Below are 25,652 nucleotides of genomic sequence, written 5' to 3'. Positions count from 1 at the left end.
CAGACGAGTAAGAACATGAGATCGAAACTGAATGCCCAGCCCAATCAAAGCCTGATTGATGGTATCCGAACCCTACAAGCCTTGGCCGTGGCTGAAGAGCCCATTGGCTGTCGTGAACTAGGCCGTCAGCTTGGATTTGAGGCAAGCAAAGTCAATAGGCTACTCAAAACATTGGCCTATCTTGGGATTGCGCGCCAGTCGCCAAACCGAAAATACTCGGCAGGACCAGGCATGCATGTGCTGGCAGCTCAAAGTCTGTTTGCGTCAGGCTTGATCAGGCGTGCCCTGCCCATCTTGGAAGACCTGCGCCGCCTTGGCCATACGGTCGCAATGGGCGTTCTGTGGAATGACAGTGTAAGTTATCTGTTTCACGCCCCACCCGGAATCGAAGCCTCGCGAGCGCTGGGGAGAATTGGGGTCCTCCCCGCGACAACAAGTGGTCTTGGCATGGCGCTTTTGGCGCAGCTCGATGGCGAGGATATCGGCGACCTTTATGAAAACTCTGAGACCATCGCAAACTTCCCCGATGGCTTAGAAGGCCTCACGAGCCAACTCGAGACAATCCGCAAACAAGGCTTTGCGCGCATCCCCGTGCGCGACAATCAGCACACGATCGCGGTGACCTTGGGCAAGCCAGCCTATGCTGCCATCGGCATGTCCGGATGGATACCAGACAGCATCACAGAAGATGTTGTGGCCGCGTTGGTGCGCGCGGTCGAACAGATTGATGCAGGCACCTAACATGAAAGCACGGAACAGGTGATGACGACCCAATCAAGCTTAGAAGGCGACCTCAAGCGTTCCGTGCAATGGACCATTTTGGCTCTCTTATTCTTCTCAACCATGCTGAATTATATTGATCGGCAGGTTCTCTCTATTCTTGCAACCACAATCCAGAAGGATTTGAAGATTGATGATAGCGGCTATGCCTTCATCGTTCAGATGTTTTTGGTAGCCTACACGCTAGCCTATCTCGTTGTTGGCCGCATAACCGACTGGCTCGGCTCCAAACTAAGTCTCACACTCTTTGTTATCTGGTGGTCTGTCGCCAATATGATGTCGGGCTTTACCACAGGCGTTGCCAGTCTGGCGGCGACAAGGTTTGCTTTGGGGCTTGGAGAAGCTGGCAATTATACCGCGGCCCCCAAAATTGTTTCGGAAAATTTTAAGCCAGACCAGCGCGCCCTTGCAGTCGGCATTTATACGGCTGGCTCGATGGTTGGTGCTACATTAGCGCCTCCCTTGATTGGCGGGGTTGCGCTCGCATTCGGTTGGCGCGCCGCCTTTGTAGTAACCGGGGCACTGGGGATTGTGTGGGCAATTGCTTGGCTGATCTTCATGCCGAAAACCCCCCTCATCAAAGCTGCCGACCCTGAACCGACGGCAGACAAGCCAAGCGAAAAGCAATTATGGGGGTCACTGCTCAAGAACAAAACGCTTTGGAGTTTTGTGTTGGCGCGCATGCTGGCCGACCCTGTTTGGTATTTCTACTTGTTCTGGATGCCAAAATATCTGGGCGAACAACGCGGCCTCTCCCTCGTGGCATTGGCGGCTACAGCTTGGATCATTTACTTGGCAGCCGATATCGGCAGCCTTGCAGGTGGAGCCGCATCTGGAAAATTAGTCAGAAACGGAATGAACCCAGTAGATGCCCGTTTCAAAATGATTATGGGCGCAGCCCTGATTGTGCCACTGGGGGCTTTGATTGGCTTTGAACCCCCGATCCAAATCGTATTCGCACTGGCCGCCATTGTCGCCTGCGCGCACCTTGTCTTTCAAGTTAATCTAACCACCATGGTTGTTGATGTTTTCCCCCAAAAGAGCATTGGGACAACCTTTAGCCTGGTGGCATTCGGCAGTGGTTTGGGCGGCATCATTTCGACGGGCTTTGTTGGCAAGATTGCTTCCACCGGAAACTATACGTCCTTATTCCTGATTAGCGCCATTCTGCATCCGCTGGCACTCGGCTGTATCTGGCTTGGCTTGAAGAATAGGCCAAAGGTGGCACCACAAGTTTAACCCGCGGCTCGGACCGTGTGTGCCGACGCGTTGCGGCACCTTGGCCTGTGTCGCCTTGACTAGAAGGGGTCACTGCCCCGTCCATGACCTTCACGGGATGGGGCTGGTCTTTGATATCAGGGTAACCTGCCAGTTAACATGCAGCAAATCTATCCATTTGTGAGTGTCTTCAGCACGATTTCCGCCGGAGAATGCGGTAAAATCTATATTCTAATTTGATTTGGCTCTACTATTTTACTTCTTAATTCCAGTAGCTTTTAGCGCTTATTAGTAACTTACTTGCTAAGTATCATCTCAGTGCCTCTCTATCTTTGGCACTTTGAGGGGAATTACTGATGAGATACTCAAAAACCTTTGTTGCGACAAAACTGGCTCGCAGCGAAAGGGGCAATGTCGCCATTGTCTTTGCCTTGGTCTCAGCAGTTTCTCTAGGTGTCCTTGGCGCCGCGATTGAACTCACCCGTATTTCCAACACCAGAGCCTCGTTGGCGGCGGCTGCCGATGCGGGGGCTTTGGCCGCCAAGCGCGAACAAAGCGATAAGGCGTCTGAAGGCGAGACCGTGGCCCGGGCCGCAGGGGTTGCAGCCGGTACCAAAACCTTCCTAGCCTCTGCGCCGGGAGCCGATCGAGGGGTTAGTAATCTTCAAGCTGTTGTAACTTGGGATGCCGACGGTGCAGCCCGCCTGACCGGAACAGGCAACCAAAGCCTAATTTTGGGCGGCATCATTGGCCGTTCAACCGTTGCCCTACGGGCTGTGGGCGTAGCAACCGCTGGGGCGGACAAGCGTCTGGAAGTGGCTGTCGTCATGGATACGACGGCCTCGATGTTCCAGTATGACGGTCGCCCCACGACGCGCTTTACCCAAATGCGCAGTGCCGCCAAGACCTTTGTCAACACGCTGTTCAATACCATCACCATTCCAGACCGTTTGCGGGTGGCCGTTATCCCGTGGACGACGACTGTGAATATTCGCGGCGAAGTACCCGACCAAACTTGGGACAATTCGCCCGCCCCGGTTCGCAGCACCGCAGACGCCGGCACACGTTCCTTGCCCAGCAATACGATCAGCCGCTCGTCCAACATTAGCGAGAGCAGCGCCACCCTCACCTCCATGTTCGCGCCTGTTGGTTGGCGTGGATGTATCTCTGGCAATGGCGAAAGCCTTACCGCCAATGATGACCTTAAATCCGGCATGACGTGGAATGCCCTGCGCGTGCCACCACGCGTCAATAATGCCACGCGTACCCGCGGATTTGTCGCCACCAAAATGTGCGACAATTGGACCGGCTGCGGCGGTGGCGGTGGTGGCGGGGGCGGTGGTGGCGGCGGTGGCGGCAGCCCACCTCCCCCAAAGACACAAGGAAAGATGGAGCTTCCCGGCAAAAAACCAGAATCATTTGCCTTTTTGAGCTTTGGCAAGACGGCAATCAATGCGGCTTGCGTCAATAATCCTTACGCGTGCAACTATAATTCCTGCCCATCAGGCAGCCCAAGCATCACCACCATTAATTGCTCGCAGAATGACAATAATGGGACGCGCAACGCCTTCTTCAATTTCAGCGGGTCGCAGGCTTGTATCAGCGGCTCAGGCTGCCGCTTGGATCTCAATACCGGCACCGCCAATGGCTGTGTCGCAGACTATAATGAAATCGCATGGAATAATGCCAATGGCGCTTGGTGTTCCTGGGTCCCCAAACAGACATGGGATAGCTTCCGCCGCATCACGGGGCCAAACTTAAATTGCCCGATGCCCATGCTTGGCCTCTCAGCCAATCGAACCCAGCTTATCAATACGATTGATCGCCTGTCGCCCTCTCCAGGTGGCACACATGCTGATGTCGGCTTGCGCTGGGGCTTACGTGCCCTTTCGCCGCGCACCGAGTGGGCCAACTTCTTCCAGCATGCACGGCCAGAGCCCTTCGGGTCCAGCAATGCTACAAAAGTTATGGTATTGATGACCGACGGGGCCAATGAGCAAGCCATTAACTTCCCGGGCTATTGGGGCTGTAGTGAATCGGGGGCTCCGGGTTGTTCAGGATCGCCCGACCGCACCACCCTCGACAGCCGCATGCAATCTTGGTGTACCGCGATCCGGGAAACCTACAAGATCGAACTCTATACGGTTGCAATCAACGTATCAGATGGCGATGCGGTCAGCCGTCTTCGTACCTGCGCCGGGGATCCGACGCGCGCCTTTGCGGTGGATGCCAGCCAGTTGAACGCAACGTTTGAACAGATTGCACGCGAAACCTTCAGCCTGCGATTGAAAGAATAAAGCACGTGGGTGCCGGAAGTCGTTAGGCTTCCAGCATCTTCAGGGCTGCACCTCCACACACGCTCCACACTTCTTCCATGACCTCTCAACGGAGGCGGCGCAGAAGTGCACCCATGAGCAAGCAAAGCTTCCCCAAGGTCTCGATTGCCCGCCGAACCCTTATTTATGACTGGCGTCGCTATGCGGCAGCGGTTGCCGCCCTTGGCTTATCTGGGCTTTTGATGTTGGCCCAAATTGGTTTGTTGTTCGGCCAATTTGCTACCTTCACAGTCACCTTACGGCAGTCCAACGCCGACCTCATTGTTACCTCGGGAGATTCGTTAAGCTTTGATGCCTCGGTAGATATTCCTGAACGTTATGTTGGCCGCTTCTGGGTTGATCCAGCGGTTCAAGGCGTCGATCGTCAAGGACAATTTGGTGGCGATTGGCGCAAGGGCAGTCGCCGGGTGCCTGTCTTGGGTATCCCGCTCTCCTTAGATCCCGCCTCGCCGGTGCGGATGCAATCAATTCCCCAGAACCTTATGGCTGCCCTTTCAGAACCTGGTGCGGTGCTGATTGACGAAGCTGACGCGCGAAAGCTGGGGATCAACCGCATTGGCGATACGGCCGAGATCAATCGGCAACGCGTCCGCGTTGTTGGCTTTATCTCTGGCTTTCGAAGTTCTTGGGGGGCCTTTGTATTCGCCTCCCAGGCCACAGCGCGATTGCTTGGCGATGATGATCGCTCCAACCCGCTCTACCTCATTCAAGTGAAAGACCCGCGGGAGGCCGAGGCCACACGTGACCGCCTCAATGCCAACGCCTTGGGAGCCCCGTACAGGGTCTGGGAAAAGCATGATCTGATCAAAAGTTCCGAAATGGTTTGGCTCATTGATTCTGGCGCGGGCGCATCCTTTGGCTTTTCGGCATTTGTCGCCTTCTTGGTGGGGATCGGTGTAACAAGTCAAACGCTGCGCGGCGCGGTTTTGGCCCAGTTGAAAGAACTCGCATCCTTAAGGGCGCTCGGCGTTCCTGCCTCCAAACTGCGCGCGATTGTAGTCGAACAAGCCATCTGGGTCGGACTGGTCGGCATTGCCGTCATGTTGGTGGGCGCAGGTTTGGTGCAGATCCTGGCTGGGGTTTTCAAGGTTGCCATCGCCTATCCGTGGCCAGCAAGTGTGACATGTTGTCTGTTTCTGCTGATTGTCGCCCTTCTGTCTGGCGTACATGCCGTGCGGGCGCTTTACCGCTCCAACCCAACCGAGTTGTTGCTATGACCGCGCAGACATGCATCGAGGCAACGGGGCTCACCAAAAGATTTGGCGATGGGGCCACCGCCAAAACCGTGATTGATGGACAGGACTTTGCCTTGCACGCAGGGCAACTCACCCTGTTGATGGGCCCATCCGGATCTGGCAAATCGACCTTGCTGGCCATGGTGTCAGGCCTATTAAAGCCCGATGATGGGAAGGTGATCGCCCTCGGCGAAGACCTGTGGAGCCTATCGGAAGCCAATCGCGAAAAGCTGCGCCTTGCTTCGGTTGGTTTCATTTTTCAAGGCTTCAATCTGTTCCCTGCCTTAAGCGCGCGAGAAAATGTCCAAACCGTTTTGGAAACGATGGGGCTTGCGCCCCGCGAAGCAATAGAGCGCTCCATCGCGGCTTTAGAGCAGGTAGGTTTGGGTGACCGGGTCGACCTTCTGCCCCGACAGCTGTCGGGCGGCGAGAAACAACGCGTCGCCATTGCGCGCGCACTCGCCAAGCAGCCGCGCCTCTTATTTGCGGACGAACCAACCTCAGCACTCGATCGGGCTAATGGAGAGCGCATCGCCGCCCTACTCAGGACCGCAGCCCACGCAACCGGTGCCGCCGTCTTATGCGTCACGCATGACCCACGCTTGAAGGACCATGCAGACCGCCAATTGTGGATCGAAGATGGCCGCATCTCATCCGAAACGGATGCGACGCGCCAGGATCGAAGGAGTTAAGCTTCATGAAGTCATCCAAGCCACTCATTGTCGCGCTTGCAGCTCTGCTCTTTGCCGCCTGTGGCCCGCAAGAAGAGCCAAGTCCCCCTGAAGCCGAAGCGACTGCCTTGGGCGAAGCCGCGGCGGTGGCTAAGGGCCGAGTCGATGTCGAGGGCGGTGTGATCGCGATTGCGGCACCGCGCGACGGGGTCATCACCCAAGTCTATGTGGAAGAAGGCGACTCCGTAGAACAAGGCCAATTGCTGGCCCGCCAGGATGAGCGTGTGCCAAGTGCGGCGCTGGCCGAAGCTGTGGCTGCCCGCGATACCCAAGCCGCGCGGCTGGACGGTTTGGTTGCCCAACTTGCCTCCGCCAAGGATGAAGTCGAGCGATTAAGTGGCAGGTCGGAATTGAGCTCATCACGGGCTCGGCTTGCTTTACTTCAAGAACAATTGGCGGCGGCAGAGCGCGAGCGCGCCAGATCTGAAGGCACAGGACGGCCAGACCCCCTCAGCGCCCGTCTGGCAAGCTTGGAGGTACAAGCGTCCGCGGCCCGGCGCGAAGAAGACCGGCTTGTCGGTCTGGTCAATCAAGGCGCAGACACACTTCAAGCGCTGGACCGGGCTCGCGATGAGCGAAAGCGACTTGAGTCAGAATTACGCGCCCTCAAGGCGGAGACCGACAAAACACGCAGCGAAGCGGGAGACCGCGTCCGTTCCTTGCGTCGCGAAGTCGATGTGATCCGCGCAGAGCTTGGCCGTTCAAAAGTCGAAGCGACGACACGTGTGCGCGTGCTGCAATCGGATTTGGCATCGGCGCGGGCCGAACTGCAGGCTGCAGAAGCGCGCGTGCTGTCCGCGCGCCTTGAAGTAGAGCAACGTCAAATCCGGGCACCGGTGGCTGGCATAATCGTTCGGGCCGCCGCCAGACCCGGCGTTGGGGCATCGACCTTGAATGTCACGTCGCTCTTCACCCTTGCCCCATTCAACGCCAAAATCATTCGTAGCGAACTTGAGGAATCCATGGTTGAGGCCGTCAAACCTGGACAGCGGGTGAGCGTCAAGGTTGAAGGCAGCACCCGTCCCGAAATCAAGGGTAAAGTGTTGCGCGTGGGGCAGGTGTTTGGCGTGAGCCGCCGCGACGATGATCCAAATGCCCGCGCAGATGACCGGGTCATTGAAGTGGTTACCTCGGTTGAGAACCAAAACTTGCTGATTGGGCAACGGGTTCGGGTCCACTTTCTCCGGGAAGCAAAGCCATGACAGCGAAACTGACGCGCCGAAACGCGCTGGCCCTCTTGGCTATAGGCTCATGTCTCCCCCGCCATGCCCAAGCACAACCCCTCCCAAAGGCCGAGGGGCCGGCCTCGCTTTGGAGCCAGATTGGCGGGCCTGAATTCGCAGCCCTTTTAGCCGTGACCCTTGCTGGGGCACCCAGTATAGAACAAGCCAAGCTGCGACAGAGAGCGGCTGTGTTTGCCGCCAATGGGCAGCGGGCATCGCTCTTCCCACAAGTCCGCGCAGAGCTAAATGCGAGTGAGGATCGGCCGTGGAACCGCGACGACCCAGACCGCAGCAGTCGCAGCAGCAATAGCGCCACCGCCAGTGTGAGCTGGGCCTTAGACCTCTGGGGCAAGGCACGGGATGAATTGCGCGCAGCGCGGCTGGAAGCTGACGCCCAAGCCATTGAAATTGACGGGGCGCGGGTTGCCCTCGCCCTACAACTTGCGCAAGCTTTGGCCAATCGCACCCGCGCCGCAATTGGGCTTGAGAGTGCACGAACCGCCTTAAGCCGCCAAAGCGAGATTGCCGAGAAAATAGAAGCCCGCCAGCGTGCCGGACTGGCAACGCTGGCCGATGCCGCCGAAGCTGAAGCGGCCGTCCGATCAAGCGAAGTCGCCCTCACCGAAGCCGAACGGAACGACCGGCAGGCAACATCGGTTCTGGCAGCCACACTTACCATCGACCCGCTGACACTCCGCCCAGAACCGATCTATTTTGGGCTGAATGAGGATGCAGCTCCCCTTATAGAGGAAGTCACCTTTGAAAGCCTGTCTGGTCGGCCAGACTTACGGGCGCTTGAAATCCGCCTTTCTGCCGCAGGGGTGCGGGTCAGCTTAGCGCAGCGCGCGCTTTATCCAGACTTGTCGATCTCTCACGGTATTACTGGCTCCTCTGGCCAATTCGAATCCCTACTTGCCCCGCGCAATCTGGCAACACAGCTTGCCGGGACCTTGGCAATGACCGTTCTGGATGGCGGGCGGCGTCGGGCACAACGCCATATCGCGGCGCTGGAGCTGGAAAGTCTGGCCACCGCCCAGCGAGGCTTGTTGCTAACTGCGGCCGATGAAGTCATGCGTGCTTGGATTAGTCTTCAGACAATCCAAACCCAGATTCCCCAGCGCCTCGCCGCCCTTAAAGCCAGACAACGTACCCTCACCCTAGCGCGCGCCCAACATAGCGCGGGAACCTTGAGCACGCTTGAGCTCTTGCGCGCAGAGGCCGCGCTAATAACTGAAGAGGCCGAAGTGCGCGCTCTGCCAGCAGATCGGTTTCTGGCATCAGCCAGCCTATTGGCAGCCATGGGTGTGGTTCCCTGATTTTCCCCTGGACAGCTACGCACATGGACTTATGTCGCCATCGCCTAATTCCGCAGCCGGAGCGGGGTCGATTTTGACCCGCCGGCGCGATTGCCCACCCCGTCTGGTACCGGGACCGGCGAGCCCGCATAATCAGAATTAATCACCAAGTTTGCTGAGTTAGAGGTGATTACATTGCGCGCCACAACAACGCTCCATTGCGAACCGTCTGCCACGCTGCCGGGCGAGGTCACATAAATTGTGGTCTCGGGAAGATAAATGGTCCCAAGCAGGCGATCCACATTTGGGGATTTGAAGCTGACATGCTCACTGCTCTTGCGACTACTGACAATAACAAAGCCAGACCAAGCTCCGGAGCGACGACCTTCCAAAGACACAAAGGTCTTGTCCTGCACCATAAGCTCGGCATTCATCAAGATCATCACCGTGTCTTCACCTTCGAGGCGCGACTCATCCTCAAACTCTAAGTCTTCACAAAAATAATGCTCTCCTGGCAAAAGCTTGAGGGTTGCTGTTCCACTCATCTCAAACTCAATCCGATGGGTTCCAGGATTCAAGACCTTGGTGCCCGACTTCATTTCTACTTCCCCGCCATCGGGGACCGATGAACATGACTTGGGTGGCGCTATGATTCTGTCTTTGAATGGATCGGCGATCGCTAGAGCGCCCATTTGCGGCTGCGGCGAAAAAGCGGTTCCGATAGCTTTGCCGGTCATCCGCACGGTCCCGGCTTCTATCGACGCCTTTTGCTTAACTTCATGATTGCTGTTGGAATGCACGACACAGCCTCTGGCTGTGATTTTGGACGTGCCCGCCCCCGAGACACCCGTGTCATTGCTCCCATCATCCATGCCAAGAATGCACAGGGGCTGTTTCACCAGCGCTTCTGCCGTGGCTTCGACATTGATCTTGAAACCACCGGGCGGGACAAGATTGCCAAAAAAGGACGAGCGGATCGCTTCGCCCCGCACGGTAAAGGACCCGTCTGGCCCATCGCTGGCATCAAATTCAACCTTGGCCCGTTTGGCGAAGTTTTCGACCTGGCTCAGGGCAAACCTCTCTGCATAGTCACTTGCACTTTTTTTCGAAGTTCCTGCGATCGTCATTGACTGCGCGCCGGCAAGGGCTGCGGCGTCAACGGCGGCTTGCATAGCGGCATGCTCATTGCTCAATGCGGTAAGTTCGATAGCAGCGACCAAAACCAAGGACAAAGGGACGGCAACCAGTGCCGTGATGACGGTAACATTGCCGCGGCCCGGATTCCGCACCCGGGGGTCAAGCTTAAACACAGATCTGTTGCGCGTAAGGGGCAACGCTTTCAAATCCAAAGGCCAAGCCGCCTTTTCCGACTAGCGCCAAACTTGATTTGGCACGTGACATCTAAAAGTCAGCCAGTGATTACCTGCAAGATATGTCTGAAGATTGGCTCTAGCAATAGATTATACAAAAAATTGATCGCTCTAGAGATCGCTGTAGATTTTCCGATAGTTTGGGACCGAAGGCGGATTGATCTGGACCCCTCAATCAGAATTGCGACGCTTAAGCCGATGATTGGATTTGATACCTCCTCTGGCGCTTTGCATGGTGTTTGAACCGCCTAGCTCTTTAGCCGTTGGGTAACTCAAGCATGATAGAATCCAATTCGCCAGTTGGAGGTTTTGGTTTGATGGAACCTGCTTCAATAATCTATGCGCCCTCAACCAAGCGACGCCTCTTTATTGCGGGACTTTCCGCCCTGTTTGTCACTTTCGGTATTTTGATCGCTCAAGAAATTGGTTCGGGCATGTACCAGATCGCCTTCATCGCCATCCCTGTGATGACTGCCGCGCTCAATCTTATTGGCAATTTCGTCCAAAAATTGGCCTTCACCGACCGTGAATTGACCTATCAATCGCTGGGGAGCAGGTGGTCGATTTTGCGCGAGGATATTGAAGACTGGAAACTAATCCGAAACAAAGGACAGCATAACGCGATGCTACATGTACGCCATAAAAATGGTCAGGTTTTTGTTGTGTCAGATATCTCTATCTTGAGCGTGCAGGATGATAAAGCTTTTGCCAAGCAGTTTGCGCGATGGCTGCGCATCGAGACGCTTCCCAAGCGGTAAAGCTAATGTTTCCAAAGACGGCCTTTTGCCGAACTCGACAAAGATCAAGCACCACGCCCACCCCCTTCACCCCTGATTTGCACATCGCGCGGATCGGTGGCTAAACTGGTGCGGCAATCTATCGCATGGGGATGAAGCAAAAGGCGTTGGGCGAATGGCGACAGGTGCTTATGCTGGGCGGATGGACAAACTTTCGAAAGATCAAGAGATTATCGCGGCGGCTATCGCGATTAATGCCCCCTTCGTCGGCCGTCTTCGATCACGGACCTTGGTCGGCTCCCGCTGGTTTGCGCTGATTGGGCAATTCATCACCGTTCTGGTGGTGCACTTTGGCTTTAAGTTTGAACTGCCGCTTTTGGCCTGCCTTCTCACCATTGCAGCCAATATCACGCTCAACATCATCATCACCGTGGGCCTGCCGCCCCAGCGCCTCGTGCGGCAATGGGAGGCAGCTGCGCAATTGACGTTTGATGTGCTGCAGCTGGCGCTTTTGCTTTACCTAACTGGCGGCATCGCCAACCCATTCTGCCTGTTGCTGATTGCACCAGCCACCATCGCCGCTTCGACGCTGCAACCGCGTTGGACGTTGAGCATCATTGGGGTAACGATCTTAAGCGTCGGGGTATTAGCCTTTTATTCTTATCCCTTGCCTTGGCTGCCAGCTGGCAGCTTTATGCTGCCGGCGCTTTATCAATTCGCCATGGCATTTGCCATCATCATCGGCCTGTTGTTTACGGCAAGCTATGCTTGGCGGGTGTCCTTGGAAGAAAGCCAATTGGCCGATGCCCTTATTGCCACCCAAGAAGTGCTGGCGCGCGAACAAAGGCTCGCCGCCTTGGGCGGGCTTGCTGCCGCGGCAGCGCATGAATTGGGAACACCTCTGGCGACCATCCAAGTTACCGCCAAAGAAATGCTGCGCTCCCTGCCGCCCAATAGCCTCGACATGGAGGATGCCGAACTCATCCTGTCCCAAGCCCAGCGCTGTCGCGAGATTTTGCGCAATCTGACCAATCAGAAGGAAATTCCTGAATCAGTCACCGACACCCTGCCCTTTGGCCAATTGCTCGAAGAAGTGGCAGAACGCCATCCCGAGATGGGCCACAAGGCCGTCTTGTTTGATATTCAAGGGCCGGAGGGCAAAGGCGAGCTGATGGTCATTCGCAAGCCCGCCATTCTCTATGGGCTTGGCAATTTGTTGGAAAATGCCATTCATTACGCAAAACAAGCTGTCACAGTCTCGGCCAAATGGGATGAGCGCAGCGTCCGCGTCACCATTACCGATGATGGACCAGGCTTTGACGAAGCTATCCTCGACCGTTTGGGTGAGCCCTATGTGTCGACGACCCTGCAGGGTACAGCTTCTGCCACGACGCGTGAGGGCATGGGCCTTGGCTTCTTCATTGCCAAAACCCTATTGGAACGCTCAGGCGGGCAAGTATCCTTCTGGAATGGTGCGGGCCCTGGACGGGGCGCTGTCGTGCAAACCGTGTGGCCAATCTCGGCAATTGCCGCCAAAACATAAGATTTACCACCGAAAGACCTGCGACTTCTTGTCACTTGCAGTTTGAGGCGTTTGGGTTCACTGAAAACTATGGCAGCAGAAACACTTATTGACGCCCTCCCCGACCGTTCCCTCCTTGTGATGGATGATGATGCGCCCTTGCGCAACCGTTTGGCCCGTGCGCTGGAAAGCCGCGGCTTCTCGGTCAAGACTGCGGCTGGTGTGGAAGAGGCAATGACCATTGCGCGCGGCGCACCGCCTGCCTTTGCGGTTTTAGACTTACGCCTCGAAGATGGGTCCGGGCTTTCGGTTGTAGAAGAACTCCATGTCCGCCGCCCAGATGCGCGCGTCGTGATGCTGACTGGTTATGGCAATATCGCCACGGCTGTTGCGGCCGTAAAAGCCGGGGCTGTGGATTATCTGTCAAAGCCTGCCGATGCCGATGATGTGGTCAAAGCGCTTTTGGCCCAAAGCGACCATTTGCCAGACCCACCTTCTAACCCCATGAGTGCGGACCGCATTCGCTGGGAACATATCCAGCGCGTCTTTGAGCTCTGCGGCCATAATGTCTCGGAAACCGCGCGCCGCTTGAACATGCATCGCCGCACCTTGCAGCGGATTTTGGCCAAACGCGCCCCACGCTAAAGCTTTATGCCTTGACGTTGGCATCGTGCTCCATAACGATGGGCTAAAGGATCACGTGCTCAACGTAGAATCCAGATCATGCTCATAGGAATGTCGCCGTGGAACATCTAGACGTGCTGATTGTTGGTGCTGGCATTTCCGGCATCAGCGGGGCTTACCACCTCAAAAGCCAATGCCCGGGTAAAAGCTATGCGATTTTTGAAGGCCGTTCGGCCATAGGCGGCACGTGGGATTTGTTTCGCTATCCCGGCATCCGGTCTGATTCCGACATGTACACCTTGGGCTTCTCGTTCAAACCTTGGACGGAAGCTAAAGCCATTGCAGATGGTCCATCCATCCTGAACTATCTGCATGAAACGGCTGATGAATATGACATCAAGTCCAAAATCCGCCTGAACCATCGCGTGGTCGGGGCTTCATGGGATTCTGCGACGGCGCGGTGGACGATTGATTACACGTCTGGTGAGGCCCAAGCCAAAGGGCAGCTGACCTGTAACTTCCTATATATGTGCACGGGCTATTATAATTATAGCCAAGGCCATCGCCCCGATTTTCCGGGCGAAGAAAACTTCAAAGGCCAGATCATTCATCCGCAATTCTGGCCCGAAAATCTTGATTATCGCGGCAAGAAAATTGTGATCATCGGCAGTGGCGCAACAGCGGTAACTTTGGTCCCTGCGATGGCCAATAAAGCCGCGCATGTGACCATGCTGCAAAGATCGCCCACATATGTGGTGTCGCGACCCGGCGAAGATGCTTTTGCCAATTGGTTGCGCAAAGTTCTGCCCGGCAAATTGGCCTATGGCCTGATCCGGTGGCGCAATGTGTTGTTTCAGATGTATTTTTACACGATGGCACGCAAGCACCCTGCCCAAGTTAAAGAGCGTTTATTGGGCATGCTGAAAGAGGAATTGCCGGCCGATTTCGACATGGCCAAGCATTTCACCCCCACCTATAATCCATGGGATCAACGCTTGTGTCTGGTGCCAGATGCCGACCTGTTCACCGCCATAAAGGCTGGCAAGGCCAGTGTGGTGACCGATCATATCGAGCAATTTGACGAGGCGGGCATTGTTCTTAAGTCGGGCGAGCGGGTTGATGCCGACATCATCGTCACCGCCACGGGCCTACAATTACAAGTCTTGAGCGGTGTGCCATTTGAGGTGGACGGCAAGGCCGTCGATTTCTCCAAGACCTTTTCCTATAAGGGCATGATGTATAGTGGCGTGCCGAATTTGGCTTCAGCCTTTGGCTATACCAATGCGTCTTGGACTTTGAAGGCTGACCTGACGGCTGAATATGTCTGCCGCTTGCTGAATCATCTCGATGCCACCGGCCAGACCACCTGCCTGCCCGAAAAGGGCAGTGAGACGCTAGAGCCAGCCCCTTGGCTGGACTTCAGCTCTGGCTATGTCACCCGCGCGATGGAAAGCTTCCCCAAGCAAGGCCATGTCGCACCTTGGAAAGTCCATCAGAATTACGCGCTGGATCTGATGGCCTTCCGCTTTGGCAAGCTGGAAGATGATGTGATGCGCTTTTCTAAGCCAAAAGTCGCCTGAGGAAGCGGCTGGATGGACAGGGCGGGCCAACGCCTGCCATGAAGCGCCATGCTTGGAATTCCGTCATGACAGAACCCGTCGCTAAAGCCCCTGCCCTGCCGATCCTGATCATTGGGGCGGGACCTGCAGGCCTATTTGCCGCAGAGCTTTTGGCCAAGGCAGGCCATAAGGTGCAGGTATATGACGGGATGGCCTCGGTCGGTCGAAAGTTTCTTTTGGCCGGACGCGGTGGCCTGAACCTGACCCATAGCGAAGCACTGGCCCAGTTTAAGCCACGCTATGGGGCCTCACAGAAGTGGGTAGAAGACTGGTTGGATGGCTTTGGCCCCGATGCGTTGCGGGCTTGGGCCGAAGGTCTGGGCCAGCCCCTCTTTGTGGGTTCCAGTGGGCGGGTATTCCCCCGAAGCCTGAAAGCATCCCCTCTCTTGCGCGCCTGGCTGCAGCGATTGGCTGAATTGGGCGTGACCATCACCACCGGGGCGCGCTGGACGGGCTTTTGTTCCAACGGGGCCGCACAATTCACCCATCGCGATGGGTCGATCCATGAACACCAAGGTTCTGCCATTCTTTTGACTCTTGGCGGGGCGTCTTGGCCCAAGCTTGGCGCAGATGGGGCTTGGACATCAATCTTGAGCGCGCTTGGTGTGGGCATTACCCCGTTAGCTGCCTCCAATGTCGGGGTCCAGTCTGCCTGGACAGAAACCCTAAAGGCAGGGTTTGGCGGTGCCGTTCTGAAAAATGTTGAAGTCAGTCTGGGTGATGCACGCGCACGCGGTGATGTGGTCATCACAGAGGCTGGCCTCGAAGGCGGACCAATTTATGCTTTGTCGCCGGCGCTGCGGGCAAGGCTCGGCCATGGGTCTTGCCAGATTCACCTTGATCTGCGGCCCGATGTTGAAACCGAAACCCTCGCCCATCGCCTTGTTAAGGCCAAGCCGGGACAATCTATTTCAACCGCGCTCAAAAGCCATGTGAAACTCGCCCCGCCTGCCATTGCCTTGATGCGGGAAGCAACCGGCAACAAGCTGCCAACCACCGCCATGGGACTGGCACGCTTAATCAAGACCCTGCCCATAGACGTGTCAGGCCTTGCAGGCCTTGACCGGGCCATCTCCACCGCGGGCGGCATAGGTCGCGACAGTGTTGATGCCCGGCTCATGCTGAAGGTGTTGCCCGGCGTGTTTGTTGCGGGAGAAATGCTCGACTGGGATGCCCCAACCGGTGGCTATCTCCTACAAGCCTGCTTCTCCAGCGCCCAGCATGCTGCCAAAGGGATAGAGTCTTGGCTCATGGAACGCGCAGATCAGAGCTGACGGCCGTTTTGCCAGACCTGAACCAGATTGGCCTGAGCGTCGAGGCGCACAAAGTCCGCCCGCGCCCCAACCACCAAGTGGCCCAGAAGGTCTTGCAGACCCATGGCATCGGCGGGGGCATGGGTTGCCATCATCAAGGCATCGGCCAAACTTACCCCGACCGAGCCCATCATCACCCCCACGGCATCCAGCATGGATAAGTTAGACCCTGCTAGGACCCCATCAGGCGTGTAACAGGTCAAGCCACGGGCTAGGATCTTTTCACCCTTCAACTCAAACCAGTCTTGATCCGAGCCTAGGGTCGGCATGGCGTCACTGACCAGAATGGTTCGCTGGGGTCCAAGCAAACGGGCGACCAAGGCCATATTGGCCGGATGGACATGCACCTGATCTGCAATCAGGCCTGAATAAGCATGGGGGCTAGACAAAGCCGCGCCAACCACACCCGGTGCGCGGCTGGAGAGCTGGCTCATGGCGTTAAAAATGTGGGTGAAACCCCGAAGGCCTTCCGCCTCGGCCGCCACGATTTGTTCGTAGCTTGCCTCGGTATGGCCAGCAAAGACCACAGCCCCACGGCCGACCAGTTCCGCGATGGCACCTGGCGGGGCGGTTTCAGGCGCTAAGGTGATTAGGGTTTTGCCATGCTTCAAGCGGGTCAATAATTCAATGGCCGCAGGATCCAGCACTTTGAATTTCGAGGCATCATGAACACCTTTGCGGCTGGCGTTCAAAAATGGCCCTTCCAAATGAATGCCGACAATGCCCGGAACGCCGGCCTCAATGGCGGTATCGACAGCCTCAATGGCTTGGGCCACCTTGTCTAGGTCATCGGAGATCAGAGTTGGCAAGAGAGACGTCGTGCCAAACTTGACATGGGCTTTTGCAATGGTCGCGATGGTTTCAACCGTCGGCGCGTCATTGAACAAGGCCCCACCACCGCCATTGACTTGAATGTCAAAAAATCCGGGTGCGAGCACATCCCCCTTCAAATCAACAAGCTCATAGTCCGCCGGTATGGCCAAGTCGGCCCCAATGGCTTCGATCTTGCCCCCCGACACAAGCAGTGTCTGGCCAGTCAGGATTTGGCCGCCAAGGCCCAGGCACCCATTGTGGAAAGCGGTCGCGTTCATTGTGTTTCGGTGACTTTATTAAGCCAGGGTGGCGAATCGGGGTTTCGCCCACGCGCACGGGCCAAAGCCTCTGCGCAGGCATAAAAAGACGAGACCTGACAGAGCGGTGCAATAAGGGGGTGAAGTCCGGTTTGTGTTGGCAGGTCAATGGCCCCCGGGAATGGCCCGCCCGAGGCAAAGACCTTGGCATGGCGGGCGGCAAATTCGTCACTCAAGGCCGGGAAACTGGCAGCCGCCTCGTCCATTGGTGCAATAAGGATAACCGGAAAGCCCGCCTCAACTATCGCCATTGGCCCGTGGCGCACTTCGGCAGCCGAAAACGCCTCTGCATGAAGCGCGCTGGTCTCTTTCAATTTCAACGCCATTTCATGGGCAATGCCAAAAGTCAGGCCCCTGCCGATAACAAACAGGCTTTTGGCATCCAAAAGCGCCTCGCCCACAATCGACCAATCCTGGTGAAACGCCGCACTGATGTGATCGCCAGCTTGGTTGATCGCTGCCAACAAATCCGCATCTTCACTCCACTCGGCAACCAAATGAATGATGGCCGATAGGGATGCGATATAGGATTTCGTTGCCGCAACAGCCAGCTCAGGCCCGGCATGGAGGGGGATAAACACATCGGCGGCTTTAGCAGCGGGTGAATTCGCGTCGTTCACCATGGCAACGACAAAGGCGCCCGCCTCTTTGGCAAATGCGATTGAGGTCAAAATGTCGGGGCTCTTACCAGACTGCGAGATCACCAAAAACAAGGCCCCATCCAGATCGCGCAGGGGTGTCCCAAAGATCGAGGATGTCGACGGTGCGTGAGAGGCCACCAGCACGCCAAGGCGTGTTTCAATCGCATATTTGCCAAAGCCGGCTGCGTGGTCAGACGAGCCACGCGCGCAGGTCAAGACCAGACGCGGCTTTTGGGCGCGCAGCCGAGCCCCCAGGTCGCGCATCAGGCTGGCGTTTGCTTCAACTTGACGACGGACAATTTGGCCAGCCTCGCGCGCCTCGGTCCACATCAAGGTTTTGGATTGACTCACAGGGGATCTCCTAAAGGGCTGTCGTGTGACGTGACTCGCCGCGGGAGCCCAGTTATCTATTAGACGGACTTGATAAAAGTTTTTTGAACTCAGGAGTTATAGGGATGGCCTATTGGCTTTTAAAGAGCGAACCCGATAGTTTTTCGTGGGCTGACCAAGTTGCGCGCGGAACACAGGGTGAGCCTTGGACCGGGGTTCGCAACCATCAGGCCAAGAATTTCCTCAAGCAAATGACCCTTGGCGACCGTGCTTTCTTTTATCATACCGGCGATGAAAAGCAGATTGTCGGCGTGGTTGAAGTCATTCGCGAGGCCTATCCAGACCCAACTGATCTTGCGTGGTTTGCCGTTGATGTGGCCGCCCACCAAGCTTTAAGTCAGCCCATTACCCTTGCCCGGATAAAGGCAGATCCTGTGCTTTGCGATCTTGCCTTGGTAAAGTCGCCGCGCCTGTCGGTGCAGCCGGTTTCAGACGCACATTGGCATTATCTGATGGGTCAAGCCTAATTTGGTTTCGATTTGAAAATCTTGCCATAGGCCAAAAAATTGAACGTGGATGCGACCAGCGTTCCTGCCGCCATTGCCACAAGCAGCGGGAGATTGACCAAGCTTGCGCCGACAAAAACCAGATAATTGATCAGAAGGCCGATAAGGCTTGCCGCCACATAGGCGATCACTTCGTGCCATGTCGGCAGGCCGGTTGCAGCAAAGGTTGCCTGTCGGTTGAGAACAAAGGTGAAGAGTACAACCACAATCAAGGACAGGGCCCGACTAACATATTTATCAAGACCCGCATGGACCATGGCAAAAACCAGTCCCGCATCAAGGCCAAAGGCTAACCCACCGACGACCACAAAGCGCAGGATGCGCGCGCCCGTGGAATTGGCCTTGAGGAGTTCAGAAATTTTCACGCAGCGACTTTCTCACGATTAGAGGCAGGATGCGCTTTGAAGATTAAGATCATACCAAAGCCCTGATGTTACGGACTGCGCCAATTTGGTTCGTCTTCATCGCAGATTCAGGCTTGTGTGTCAGATGGAATTCCCACATGCGGGGTCCTGTTCATCACTCGCAGTACACCTTATGCACACTAGGAACGACGTAACTTACGGTGTCTCAAGTCGATGTCTCTTGCTGAACCTTCAAATCCGACTGAACAGGCCCCCAAGACTTCCCCGGTCAGGCTTTTATTTCGCTTGGTATTGGTCGCCGCGATCCTGATCGCGACCTATCAATTGCTGGACCCATTTTGGAAGCGAGTCTCGGTTTGGAATCTGGCCGATAATGATGATGCCATGCGGGTGTTGCAGGTGCGCGATTGGCTCGCTGGACAAGCTTGGTTTGACGTGTCGCAACATCGCTTCACCGAACATCCAATTAGCAATATTCATTGGTCGCGCATCGCGGACTTGCCTTTGGCTTTGACCATGCTGATCACCAATCTGATCTTTGGTCAGTCTATGGGGGAAAAGGTCGCGACATTCATCACCCCAATTTGGTTGGGCGTGATCTATGTGCTCATTGGTATGAAGGCCTCGATGGCTTTGGGCGGCAAGAAGGCATTTCTGCCAGCCATCTTCCTCATCACCTGTGCGCCAGCCGCCCTGAATTATTTCCTCCCCGGTCGGGTTGATCACCACGGGCTGCAACTCATCTTCCTCGCGACCGCTTTATGGGGTTTAGTGGCGGGTAGTCCCAAAATGGCGGCTTTGAGCGCGCTTGCCATCGCCCTTGGCATTGGGGTTGGCTTGGAAGCCCTGCCGCTGCAGCTTGTCCTTATCGCTTGGGTGGCGGTGCGCTGGGCGGCACGCGGTGGGGATGTACAAGATGAAACGCGCTGGTTTGCCGTCAGCCTTGGTTTAAGTCTGGCTCTTTGTTTTGTTGCGACCGTGCCCGAGGCAAAATGGGCAGCACCAGTCAATGATGCCATCGGCCGCGGCCATGTGGTTTTGGGGGTGTTGGGTGCCGCCTTACTCAGTTTGGCGACCTTTATGCCAACAGCTCGATTAGGTCCCAAGGGTGGGATTGCTGTTCGCCTCGCTCTCTTGGCGGTGATTGGCGTCATTGTTCTGTCCGGCGTACGCGTCTTTCCGGAATTGATTACCTCTCCCTACGCCCAAATCGATCCGCTGTTGAAACGGCTCTGGCTCAATAATGTCACCGAGGCCGCGCCCTTGATGAAGACAAAATTGAGCGTGATCCTCGCCTTTGCTCTGTTTCCGGTCCTTGCCGGCATTGCGAGCATTGTGGCCGTCCTATGGGCTAAGGACAAAGAGCGCGACTTATGGATTTTGGCCGCTGTCACGATTTTTGTCTCTGCCGCTCTTGCCGTTTTCTGGCAGGGTCGCTCTGCTGGGCTTGCAACGACCGTTTCTGGGATCATGACCGCCGCTTTGGTTGGGAAACTGATTGAACAGGTCAATCTGCGCACGGCCTTGATTGTCGCCCTCATCGCCAATCCGATCATCCCAGGCCTTGTCGGCTCTCGGGTGGCAGAATATTTTGAACCGAAAATCACGAAGTTTTCGACTGGCGGTGGGGCGGGCTGCTTTACCGAGCGCGCCTTTAGTGGCCTTAAGGCGCAGTCTCCGGGTCTTGTGGTCGCACCTATTGATATGGGCGCGCGGATCTTGTTGACGACACCCCACCGGGTGCTTGCTGTTCCCTATCATCGTAACAATACGGGCAATCTTGCGGCCTACCGTTTGTTTATGGCCAAGCCCGATGAGGCCAAGCGTATGGCCAAGGATTTGGGCGCGACCTATGTCGCCATTTGTACCCGTTCGGCCGAGGTTGCGATCCTGTCGCGGCAAAGCCCCAAAGGCCTGATGGTGGAGTTGCGGGATAATCGCATCCCGGCTTGGCTGACGCCGATTGAAAAGCCCAAGGGCTCAAACGTTCAGGCCTATAAGGTCAATCTTGACTAATTGGGAATCGGTGGTTGATCCCCCGTCATGGCGCGGGCTGGGCTTGGATGCTTTCGGCTTGTTCTATAAAAATTGTTGAATTTATAGGCTTTATTGCTCTTACGACTTCATAGTCGCAGATGGGTGAGCTCATTTGATTCGGGGTATTGCACACCGCCGCCCTGTCGTGGTTGAAGGGGCTCGCAATTGTGGAGAAGCCTGTGTCGAAGCGCCAGAAAGGGCCCCTACCCTATCCAGCCCCCGGAATTGGTGCCGCTTGGCTGGGTGATCGCCCTGCCTTTGGCTTTGGCGATGGGATGATGAAGCTGGGTGAGGCGCTGGTTCACTGCCATGAGGGTGGGATGCTGGCGATGCAGGCCAGTCCCGATGGTCAATCCATCTGGACGGCGGGCGATGATGGCAGGCTGGTTCAAGTCGATTCACTCGGTCAAGTTCATCAGCGGCTGCATGTGCCGCGCAAATGGCTCGACTCGCTGGCAATCTCCGCTGATAGCCGCTTTGTCGCGGTTGCTGCTGGCCAAACGGTGCATGTGCTGGGGCCAGATGGGACCTCTCAGGAACTGCGTCCACCCAAAGGTCCGACAGCGATGGCCTTTGCCCAAGACGGACAAGAGCTTGCCGTCACCCATAGCGGGGGCGTGAGCCTGTTTGAGCTCTCGTCTGGAGAACTGGTCCAAGAAATTCCCTGTGCCGGTGGGCCGATCTCTGTGGCCTATGGTGCGGACGATGCGTTCTTGTTTGTCGGCCTTTCTGAACCCGCCTTGGCCGGTTGGCGGCTGCAAGATGGTCAAGCCTTTAAAATGGGCGGCTATCCGGCCAAGCCGCGGTGCCTCGTTCAAAACAAGACGGGCTCGGTGCTTCTCACGTCAGGTGGGCCTGCTCTCCTTGCTTGGCCCATTGTGGCGGGCAAAGGTCCGATGGGGCAATCGGCCGGTGTTTATCGTCCACGGCTAGGTCTTGTGACTTGTGTTGCCGTGCATGATACGCGCGCCTTGGTTGGCTGGTCTGATGGCGGGGTGGATCAAGTGGATTTGGCTTCGGGCAAAGCAGGGTTTTTGGCCGGCCCTCGCCCGCGCAATGAATTATTAGACGATCCCCGCAAAATGCGCCGCTCAATCCTCAGTCTGGCTTTCCATGCATCCGGGAAACGCTTTGCTTATGTCGGCGAAGACGGCAGCTTTGGCCATCAATGGCTGCAGTGACTAGGACAAGCGCCTTAAACCGGGCTTGGGCACATATCATGATGTGCCCAATAGCCCACTTAGAAAGACTCTTAATAGAAGAGTTAAAGAGTTAAGCGGCGCGAAAGTGCCTTTTTGTCCTATCACTTCAGGGGCTTGAAGAAAGAGAGTGCGGGCGTTCCCCCGTGGATTAGCGTCCGATACCCCGAAGCCCCTGTGGGTGTTCCACCGCCAAAACGGCGCCCGTTCCCCCGACAGAAAGTGGGCGTTCCCCCGTGGGATTAGGGCAGATTGGAAAGGGTGTCGCCATCAGTATGTTACGAGCATGCGAAGTTACAAGGCAGCCTCACGACCCTTCTCAACGGCCAATTCACGCAGCACGACCCCGCCAGTCTCTGTCACCGATAAGATCGCTCGCGTGGGGCAGCTGCTTTGAGGACTGCTACCAACCAATATCTGGTTGCCATCTTTCACAAAGTCTAAGTCGGCGGCCTGGGTTGAGAGGATCATCAGGCCCACGGGCGGGCTTTCCATGTCGCGTGTTTGAATGAGGGACATGCCAATTGTCGCTTTATCGGCCTTCTCTGCCTTGTCTTTGGGCTCAAGCGGCCAGAAGGTCATGGCGTAATTGCCTTTGGCGATACTGAGCTCTGGTCCAAGCCTTGAAAGCTCTCTCAACGACACATGCTCGACCGGAACGACTTCCAACGTGCTTTGGCAGGATGGATTGGCGCTTGGGGTAGCTGGCGTCTGCGACCAAGCGTTTGAACCACTGGGGATGAGGGCGAGCGATGAGCAAATGAACGTCTTTGTAAGCGATTGTGACATGGCGGTACCAAGGCCTCCTATTCTTAGCTAAGAATTTTTTCTCCCGCCGCCTCCCCCAAAAGTGGGTGATCCCCCGTTAGGTCAGAGGAGCAAATCGCCCTGCTTTTTCGCGATGGTGTCGGCGTATAATTGGTCAAATTCAATGATGGCGTCGGAGATGGCGGTGCGTTCACCCGCGTCGCGACGGATAAAGTGGGCAGCAGGCGAGCCGTCGGCGGCTTTGACAATCGTCATACTATATTCAGGCAATTCATCGCGCAGCGCGATCTTGCGCATCATGCGGGCAAACTCTTTAGGTTCAGAGTCAGAGCCGGTCTTGTCTTTTAGAACCGAAAAGCGGCAGAGCCAGCCCTTTTTCTGATCGCCGGCATGCTTGCGCGCAATCCGGTAGAGCGCGCGTTCCAGCCCACCGGTGAGGCTGAAATAGTCTGGGTGCATGGTCAGCAATTGCTTTTCCTGCGTCACCCCTTCGTAAATCCAGTTGGACAAAGTGATGCGAAGCGCGCGCGGCTGTTCGGTAATGGGGTCAACCTCAATGTCCCACTCATCAATCCACGAGAAGCGACGGTCCCTGCCCCGCTTGGCGCGGAGCGAGGTGAAGATGGTGGTTGAGGCCAAGCGGTCGAGGGCGGCGCGCATTTCCTGATAGCCCTTGCCGCCCGTATCGCGCTTGATGGCGCGCAAGAGGTCATAGGCGGTGGTGCGCAGCGTACGCGGCAGATCATTGACGCCTTGTTGCTTGAGACGATTGAGGGCGCTGGCCGCCCAGATGAGGATATCGGCGTCCCAAATGGTTGCCATGCCATAGGCAGGTACTGCTTCAACCTTGACCCAAACTTCGCCATCGGGGCTGCGGTAATCAATCGGCTTCAGGCGCTTGCGCTTTTGCAGCGAGAAGAAGGGCCGCTCCATCGTCTCCCGCTGATCTTTCAACGGAATGTCGTGCACCATCGGGATGAAGAAGTCGAATTGAGGGTCATCTTTGCGTCGCGCGGACATAGCTGTCTCTCTCTTTCGAACTACGCCCTGATCTCATGCGCGAGCGGGCAGAAGCTTATCCCCGGTGACGCACCACAAGGTGCAACTTAGACCTGTCCCGATTCTGGGCTTTAACCAAGCCAAGCGGGCCTTTTTGAAGGTCTTCAACTAACCCTATCTGATTCTGTGATCGCGCAGGGTATTTTAGGTCGACGTCGGCAGGCAGGTGGAGTTGTCGACCTGTCTGCGTGTGGACACGTCTTCACGTCGCCACATGGTCGTGACGGGACCCCTGCCCTCTGGCGCTTATCAGCTTAGCGCTCACCCATTGGGTGTTTGCCATAATGGCGCAGGACGAAATCTAGCCCCTCACCCACCAGGTGCTGTACCGTCACATCGCGCTCGGCGGCCAGAATGCGCAGCGAACGGGAAAGTTCTGGACTGAAATAGCCTGCCACCATCACCCGGCCGTCACGCGCTTTGGCCTTCTGCGGCACCGGCATGGCAAAATTGGGCGGCGCAAAGACAGGTGCTGGGGCCATTGGCTCGGCGGTTGCAACAGGTGCCGGGGCAGCGGCTGCGAAGTGAGGTTCTACCACGGGCTGGCTGTCCTGATTAGCCGGGGCGGTCATCTGGTATGGGCTTGTGTTGGGTTGTGCGGCTACGGCAGCGAGGCGCGCTGCGAGGCTTGGTGCTTTGGCCATCTATCTCCCCTTCCCTCTTGAGTAAATGTGCTGGTTAGGCCGCTTGGGCGACGGTTTGGGTTTTGGTGAGGCGGCCCATCATCCATTCAAAGACCGCATCGACTTCGGTTGCGGCTTTGCAGCCGGGTTCATATTCGCTGGCGGTATGGCCATCAACGACGGCATGGCGGAAGGCCGCCCGCTCTGTCAGGCAAACAGGGGCCAGTGGCATGCCAATCCCGCGCACAACAGCGGCAGCATCTTCAACCAGACTGGCTGCCCGAGGTGGGACAGCGTTGAAAATCGTATAGGCGGGCTTTTGCGCGATCCGCATCAGTTCCCCTGTGGTCTTGATAGCATGAAGGTCAAAAGCGCTGACCCGGGTTGGCACCAAAACTAGGTCAGCGGCACGCGCAGCAGAGACTGCCGCGGCATCTGCCGCCGGTGGGCTATCGAGGATGCACAGATCCACCCCCGCTTGGGCCGCTTCCTGCAAGGTGGCCTCTAATCGTGTGTAAGGCGTGGCCACAACGGCTGGATTATCCCCGCCCCGCCAGTCGCCCCATTGCGCGGCAGTTGCTTGAGGGTCGAGGTCGATCAGAGCCACCGAGAGGCCCTTGCGCGCGGCCGCAACAGCGAGGTGAACCGATAAAGTGGTCTTACCTGCCCCACCTTTTTGGCTGACTATGGCTACTACATGCATCTTCCTACCTCCTCGTGTCCACATGCGGCCATGTGGTAAGTTCGGCGCGTCGTCATTCTGGAAACCCCACGTCTGGAGGCCCCCACAAGTGGGCATCAGAGACATGGCGAGGTGTCGCCCTGTCCGAAGCTGGACTTGTTGAAAAGTCGCCGCCTCCCCGTGTCCACATGTTGAAAGACTAGACTTTAAACCTTAACGATTCCTTATCGGTCATCTGAAAATTCGCCT

Annotated in this window: 23 protein-coding genes; 15 read left to right on the top strand and 8 right to left on the bottom strand. The window is 56.5% G+C overall.

Annotated features, from left to right (window positions below; genetic code table 11):
- Positions 1–15: 15 nt before the first annotated feature.
- From IOB61_RS06905 to IOB61_RS06875, 7 genes are all read left to right on the top strand, one after another.
- Positions 16–741: a helix-turn-helix domain-containing protein gene (locus IOB61_RS06905; RefSeq protein ID WP_290814159.1), complete on the top strand. Its 726-nt coding sequence runs from the start codon at positions 16–18 to the stop codon at positions 739–741.
- A gap of 21 nt (positions 742–762) precedes the next feature.
- Complete coding sequence (locus tag IOB61_RS06900; protein ID WP_290814158.1) at positions 763–2,019, top strand: MFS transporter; 1,257 nt, start codon at positions 763–765, stop codon at positions 2,017–2,019.
- 335 nt (positions 2,020–2,354) lie between these two features.
- A complete protein-coding gene (locus tag IOB61_RS06895; RefSeq protein WP_290814157.1) occupies positions 2,355–4,295 on the top strand; it encodes a TadE/TadG family type IV pilus assembly protein in 1,941 nt (646 codons plus the stop codon).
- A 113-nt stretch (positions 4,296–4,408) separates the two neighbouring features.
- Positions 4,409–5,551: an FtsX-like permease family protein gene (locus IOB61_RS06890; protein ID WP_290814154.1), complete on the top strand. Its 1,143-nt coding sequence runs from the start codon at positions 4,409–4,411 to the stop codon at positions 5,549–5,551.
- Entirely contained in the window at positions 5,548–6,261 is a 714-nt protein-coding gene (locus tag IOB61_RS06885; protein WP_290814152.1) for an ABC transporter ATP-binding protein, read from the top strand. The genes IOB61_RS06890 and IOB61_RS06885 overlap by 4 nt, the downstream gene beginning before the upstream one ends.
- Positions 6,262–6,266: 5 nt before the next feature.
- Complete coding sequence (locus IOB61_RS06880) at positions 6,267–7,502, top strand: HlyD family efflux transporter periplasmic adaptor subunit (protein ID WP_290814150.1); 1,236 nt, start codon at positions 6,267–6,269, stop codon at positions 7,500–7,502.
- Entirely contained in the window at positions 7,499–8,839 is a 1,341-nt protein-coding gene (locus IOB61_RS06875; protein WP_290814148.1) for a TolC family protein, read from the top strand. The genes IOB61_RS06880 and IOB61_RS06875 overlap by 4 nt, the downstream gene beginning before the upstream one ends.
- Before the next feature lie 44 nt (positions 8,840–8,883).
- Here IOB61_RS06875 and IOB61_RS06870 read toward each other — a convergent pair whose 3' ends face one another.
- Positions 8,884–10,128, bottom strand: a complete 1,245-nt coding sequence (locus tag IOB61_RS06870) for a pilus assembly protein TadG-related protein (RefSeq protein WP_290814146.1) — start codon at positions 10,126–10,128, stop codon at positions 8,884–8,886.
- Between the two features lie 338 nt (positions 10,129–10,466).
- Here IOB61_RS06870 and IOB61_RS06865 point away from each other — a divergent pair, with 338 nt between their 5' ends.
- From IOB61_RS06865 to IOB61_RS06845, 5 genes are all read left to right on the top strand, one after another.
- Positions 10,467–10,946 (top strand): hypothetical protein, encoded by a 480-nt coding sequence (locus tag IOB61_RS06865; RefSeq protein ID WP_290814143.1) that lies wholly within the window; start codon positions 10,467–10,469, stop codon positions 10,944–10,946.
- A 154-nt stretch (positions 10,947–11,100) separates the two neighbouring features.
- Positions 11,101–12,468, top strand: coding sequence for an ActS/PrrB/RegB family redox-sensitive histidine kinase (locus tag IOB61_RS06860; protein WP_290814141.1), 1,368 nt, complete (start codon positions 11,101–11,103; stop codon positions 12,466–12,468).
- Positions 12,469–12,537: 69 nt separating this feature from the next.
- Complete coding sequence (locus tag IOB61_RS06855; RefSeq protein ID WP_085338453.1) at positions 12,538–13,092, top strand: ActR/PrrA/RegA family redox response regulator transcription factor; 555 nt, start codon at positions 12,538–12,540, stop codon at positions 13,090–13,092.
- A 98-nt stretch (positions 13,093–13,190) separates the two neighbouring features.
- On the top strand, positions 13,191–14,651 hold the full coding sequence (locus tag IOB61_RS06850) for an NAD(P)/FAD-dependent oxidoreductase (protein WP_290814139.1): 1,461 nt from the start codon (positions 13,191–13,193) through the stop codon (positions 14,649–14,651).
- A 65-nt stretch (positions 14,652–14,716) separates the two neighbouring features.
- Positions 14,717–15,964, top strand: a complete 1,248-nt coding sequence (locus IOB61_RS06845; protein ID WP_290814136.1) for a TIGR03862 family flavoprotein — start codon at positions 14,717–14,719, stop codon at positions 15,962–15,964.
- On the opposite strand, the gene nagA is transcribed toward IOB61_RS06845, so the two are convergent.
- Together nagA and IOB61_RS06835 are read right to left on the bottom strand one after the other, a co-directional pair.
- Positions 15,955–17,094, bottom strand: coding sequence for an N-acetylglucosamine-6-phosphate deacetylase (gene nagA / locus IOB61_RS06840; RefSeq protein ID WP_290814133.1), 1,140 nt, complete (start codon positions 17,092–17,094; stop codon positions 15,955–15,957). The two genes, IOB61_RS06845 and nagA, sit on opposite strands and share 10 nt — an antisense overlap.
- A complete protein-coding gene (locus IOB61_RS06835) occupies positions 17,091–18,125 on the bottom strand; it encodes an SIS domain-containing protein (RefSeq protein ID WP_290814130.1) in 1,035 nt (344 codons plus the stop codon). The genes nagA and IOB61_RS06835 overlap by 4 nt, the downstream gene beginning before the upstream one ends.
- A 104-nt stretch (positions 18,126–18,229) precedes the next feature.
- Here IOB61_RS06835 and IOB61_RS06830 point away from each other — a divergent pair, with 104 nt between their 5' ends.
- Positions 18,230–18,631, top strand: coding sequence for an EVE domain-containing protein (locus tag IOB61_RS06830; RefSeq protein ID WP_290814127.1), 402 nt, complete (start codon positions 18,230–18,232; stop codon positions 18,629–18,631).
- Here the strand turns inward: IOB61_RS06830 and IOB61_RS06825 are convergent.
- Positions 18,628–19,035 carry a GtrA family protein gene (locus IOB61_RS06825; RefSeq protein WP_290814124.1) on the bottom strand — a complete coding sequence of 136 codons (408 nt, stop codon included), beginning with the start codon at positions 19,033–19,035 and terminating at the stop codon, positions 18,628–18,630. The genes IOB61_RS06830 and IOB61_RS06825 overlap by 4 nt on opposite strands.
- A gap of 213 nt (positions 19,036–19,248) precedes the next feature.
- On the opposite strand from IOB61_RS06825, the gene IOB61_RS06820 reads away from it, so the two are divergent.
- Both IOB61_RS06820 and IOB61_RS06815 read left to right on the top strand, forming a co-directional pair.
- Entirely contained in the window at positions 19,249–21,051 is a 1,803-nt protein-coding gene (locus IOB61_RS06820) for a hypothetical protein (protein ID WP_290814121.1), read from the top strand.
- 200 nt (positions 21,052–21,251) lie between these two features.
- Complete coding sequence (locus IOB61_RS06815; RefSeq protein WP_290814118.1) at positions 21,252–22,253, top strand: hypothetical protein; 1,002 nt, start codon at positions 21,252–21,254, stop codon at positions 22,251–22,253.
- A 312-nt stretch (positions 22,254–22,565) separates the two neighbouring features.
- Here IOB61_RS06815 and IOB61_RS06810 read toward each other — a convergent pair whose 3' ends face one another.
- From IOB61_RS06810 to IOB61_RS06795, 4 genes are all read right to left on the bottom strand, one after another.
- Positions 22,566–23,060 carry a hypothetical protein gene (locus tag IOB61_RS06810; RefSeq protein WP_290814115.1) on the bottom strand — a complete coding sequence of 165 codons (495 nt, stop codon included), beginning with the start codon at positions 23,058–23,060 and terminating at the stop codon, positions 22,566–22,568.
- Positions 23,061–23,141: 81 nt separating this feature from the next.
- The gene (locus IOB61_RS06805; protein ID WP_290814112.1) at positions 23,142–24,059 is read right to left on the bottom strand and encodes a replication initiator protein A; all 918 of its coding nucleotides are present in this window, start codon (positions 24,057–24,059) and stop codon (positions 23,142–23,144) included.
- A 293-nt stretch (positions 24,060–24,352) separates the two neighbouring features.
- A complete protein-coding gene (locus IOB61_RS06800; RefSeq protein WP_290814109.1) occupies positions 24,353–24,742 on the bottom strand; it encodes a ribbon-helix-helix domain-containing protein in 390 nt (129 codons plus the stop codon).
- Between the two features lie 34 nt (positions 24,743–24,776).
- Positions 24,777–25,424 (bottom strand): AAA family ATPase, encoded by a 648-nt coding sequence (locus tag IOB61_RS06795; RefSeq protein WP_290814106.1) that lies wholly within the window; start codon positions 25,422–25,424, stop codon positions 24,777–24,779.
- Positions 25,425–25,652 lie beyond the last annotated feature (228 nt).

Source organism: Aquidulcibacter sp. (assembly GCF_020253525.1).
GTDB lineage: Bacteria > Pseudomonadota > Alphaproteobacteria > Caulobacterales > Aquidulcibacteraceae > Aquidulcibacter.
Note: the sequence above shows the minus strand (reverse complement) of the source record. Positions and strands in the feature narration are given on the sequence as shown.

What these genes read in the sequence shown, in the direction of transcription:
- IOB61_RS06880 (WP_290814150.1), top strand. Translation starts at nt 6,267, where the DNA reads ATGAAGTCATCCAAGCCACTCATTGTCGCGCTTGCAGCTCTGCTCTTT.
- IOB61_RS06795 (WP_290814106.1), bottom strand. Translation starts at nt 25,424, where the DNA reads ATGCATGTAGTAGCCATAGTCAGCCAAAAAGGTGGGGCAGGTAAGACC.
- IOB61_RS06900 (WP_290814158.1), top strand. Translation starts at nt 763, where the DNA reads ATGACGACCCAATCAAGCTTAGAAGGCGACCTCAAGCGTTCCGTGCAA.
- IOB61_RS06890 (WP_290814154.1), top strand. Translation starts at nt 4,409, where the DNA reads ATGAGCAAGCAAAGCTTCCCCAAGGTCTCGATTGCCCGCCGAACCCTT.
- IOB61_RS06895 (WP_290814157.1), top strand. Translation starts at nt 2,355, where the DNA reads ATGAGATACTCAAAAACCTTTGTTGCGACAAAACTGGCTCGCAGCGAA.
- IOB61_RS06865 (WP_290814143.1), top strand. Translation starts at nt 10,467, where the DNA reads ATGATAGAATCCAATTCGCCAGTTGGAGGTTTTGGTTTGATGGAACCT.
- IOB61_RS06860 (WP_290814141.1), top strand. Translation starts at nt 11,101, where the DNA reads ATGGCGACAGGTGCTTATGCTGGGCGGATGGACAAACTTTCGAAAGAT.
- IOB61_RS06845 (WP_290814136.1), top strand. Translation starts at nt 14,717, where the DNA reads ATGACAGAACCCGTCGCTAAAGCCCCTGCCCTGCCGATCCTGATCATT.
- IOB61_RS06875 (WP_290814148.1), top strand. Translation starts at nt 7,499, where the DNA reads ATGACAGCGAAACTGACGCGCCGAAACGCGCTGGCCCTCTTGGCTATA.
- IOB61_RS06805 (WP_290814112.1), bottom strand. Translation starts at nt 24,059, where the DNA reads ATGTCCGCGCGACGCAAAGATGACCCTCAATTCGACTTCTTCATCCCG.
- IOB61_RS06885 (WP_290814152.1), top strand. Translation starts at nt 5,548, where the DNA reads ATGACCGCGCAGACATGCATCGAGGCAACGGGGCTCACCAAAAGATTT.
- IOB61_RS06830 (WP_290814127.1), top strand. Translation starts at nt 18,230, where the DNA reads ATGGCCTATTGGCTTTTAAAGAGCGAACCCGATAGTTTTTCGTGGGCT.
- IOB61_RS06810 (WP_290814115.1), bottom strand. Translation starts at nt 23,060, where the DNA reads ATGTCACAATCGCTTACAAAGACGTTCATTTGCTCATCGCTCGCCCTC.
- nagA (WP_290814133.1), bottom strand. Translation starts at nt 17,094, where the DNA reads ATGAACGCGACCGCTTTCCACAATGGGTGCCTGGGCCTTGGCGGCCAA.
- IOB61_RS06800 (WP_290814109.1), bottom strand. Translation starts at nt 24,742, where the DNA reads ATGGCCAAAGCACCAAGCCTCGCAGCGCGCCTCGCTGCCGTAGCCGCA.
- IOB61_RS06905 (WP_290814159.1), top strand. Translation starts at nt 16, where the DNA reads ATGAGATCGAAACTGAATGCCCAGCCCAATCAAAGCCTGATTGATGGT.
- IOB61_RS06855 (WP_085338453.1), top strand. Translation starts at nt 12,538, where the DNA reads ATGGCAGCAGAAACACTTATTGACGCCCTCCCCGACCGTTCCCTCCTT.
- IOB61_RS06820 (WP_290814121.1), top strand. Translation starts at nt 19,249, where the DNA reads ATGTCTCTTGCTGAACCTTCAAATCCGACTGAACAGGCCCCCAAGACT.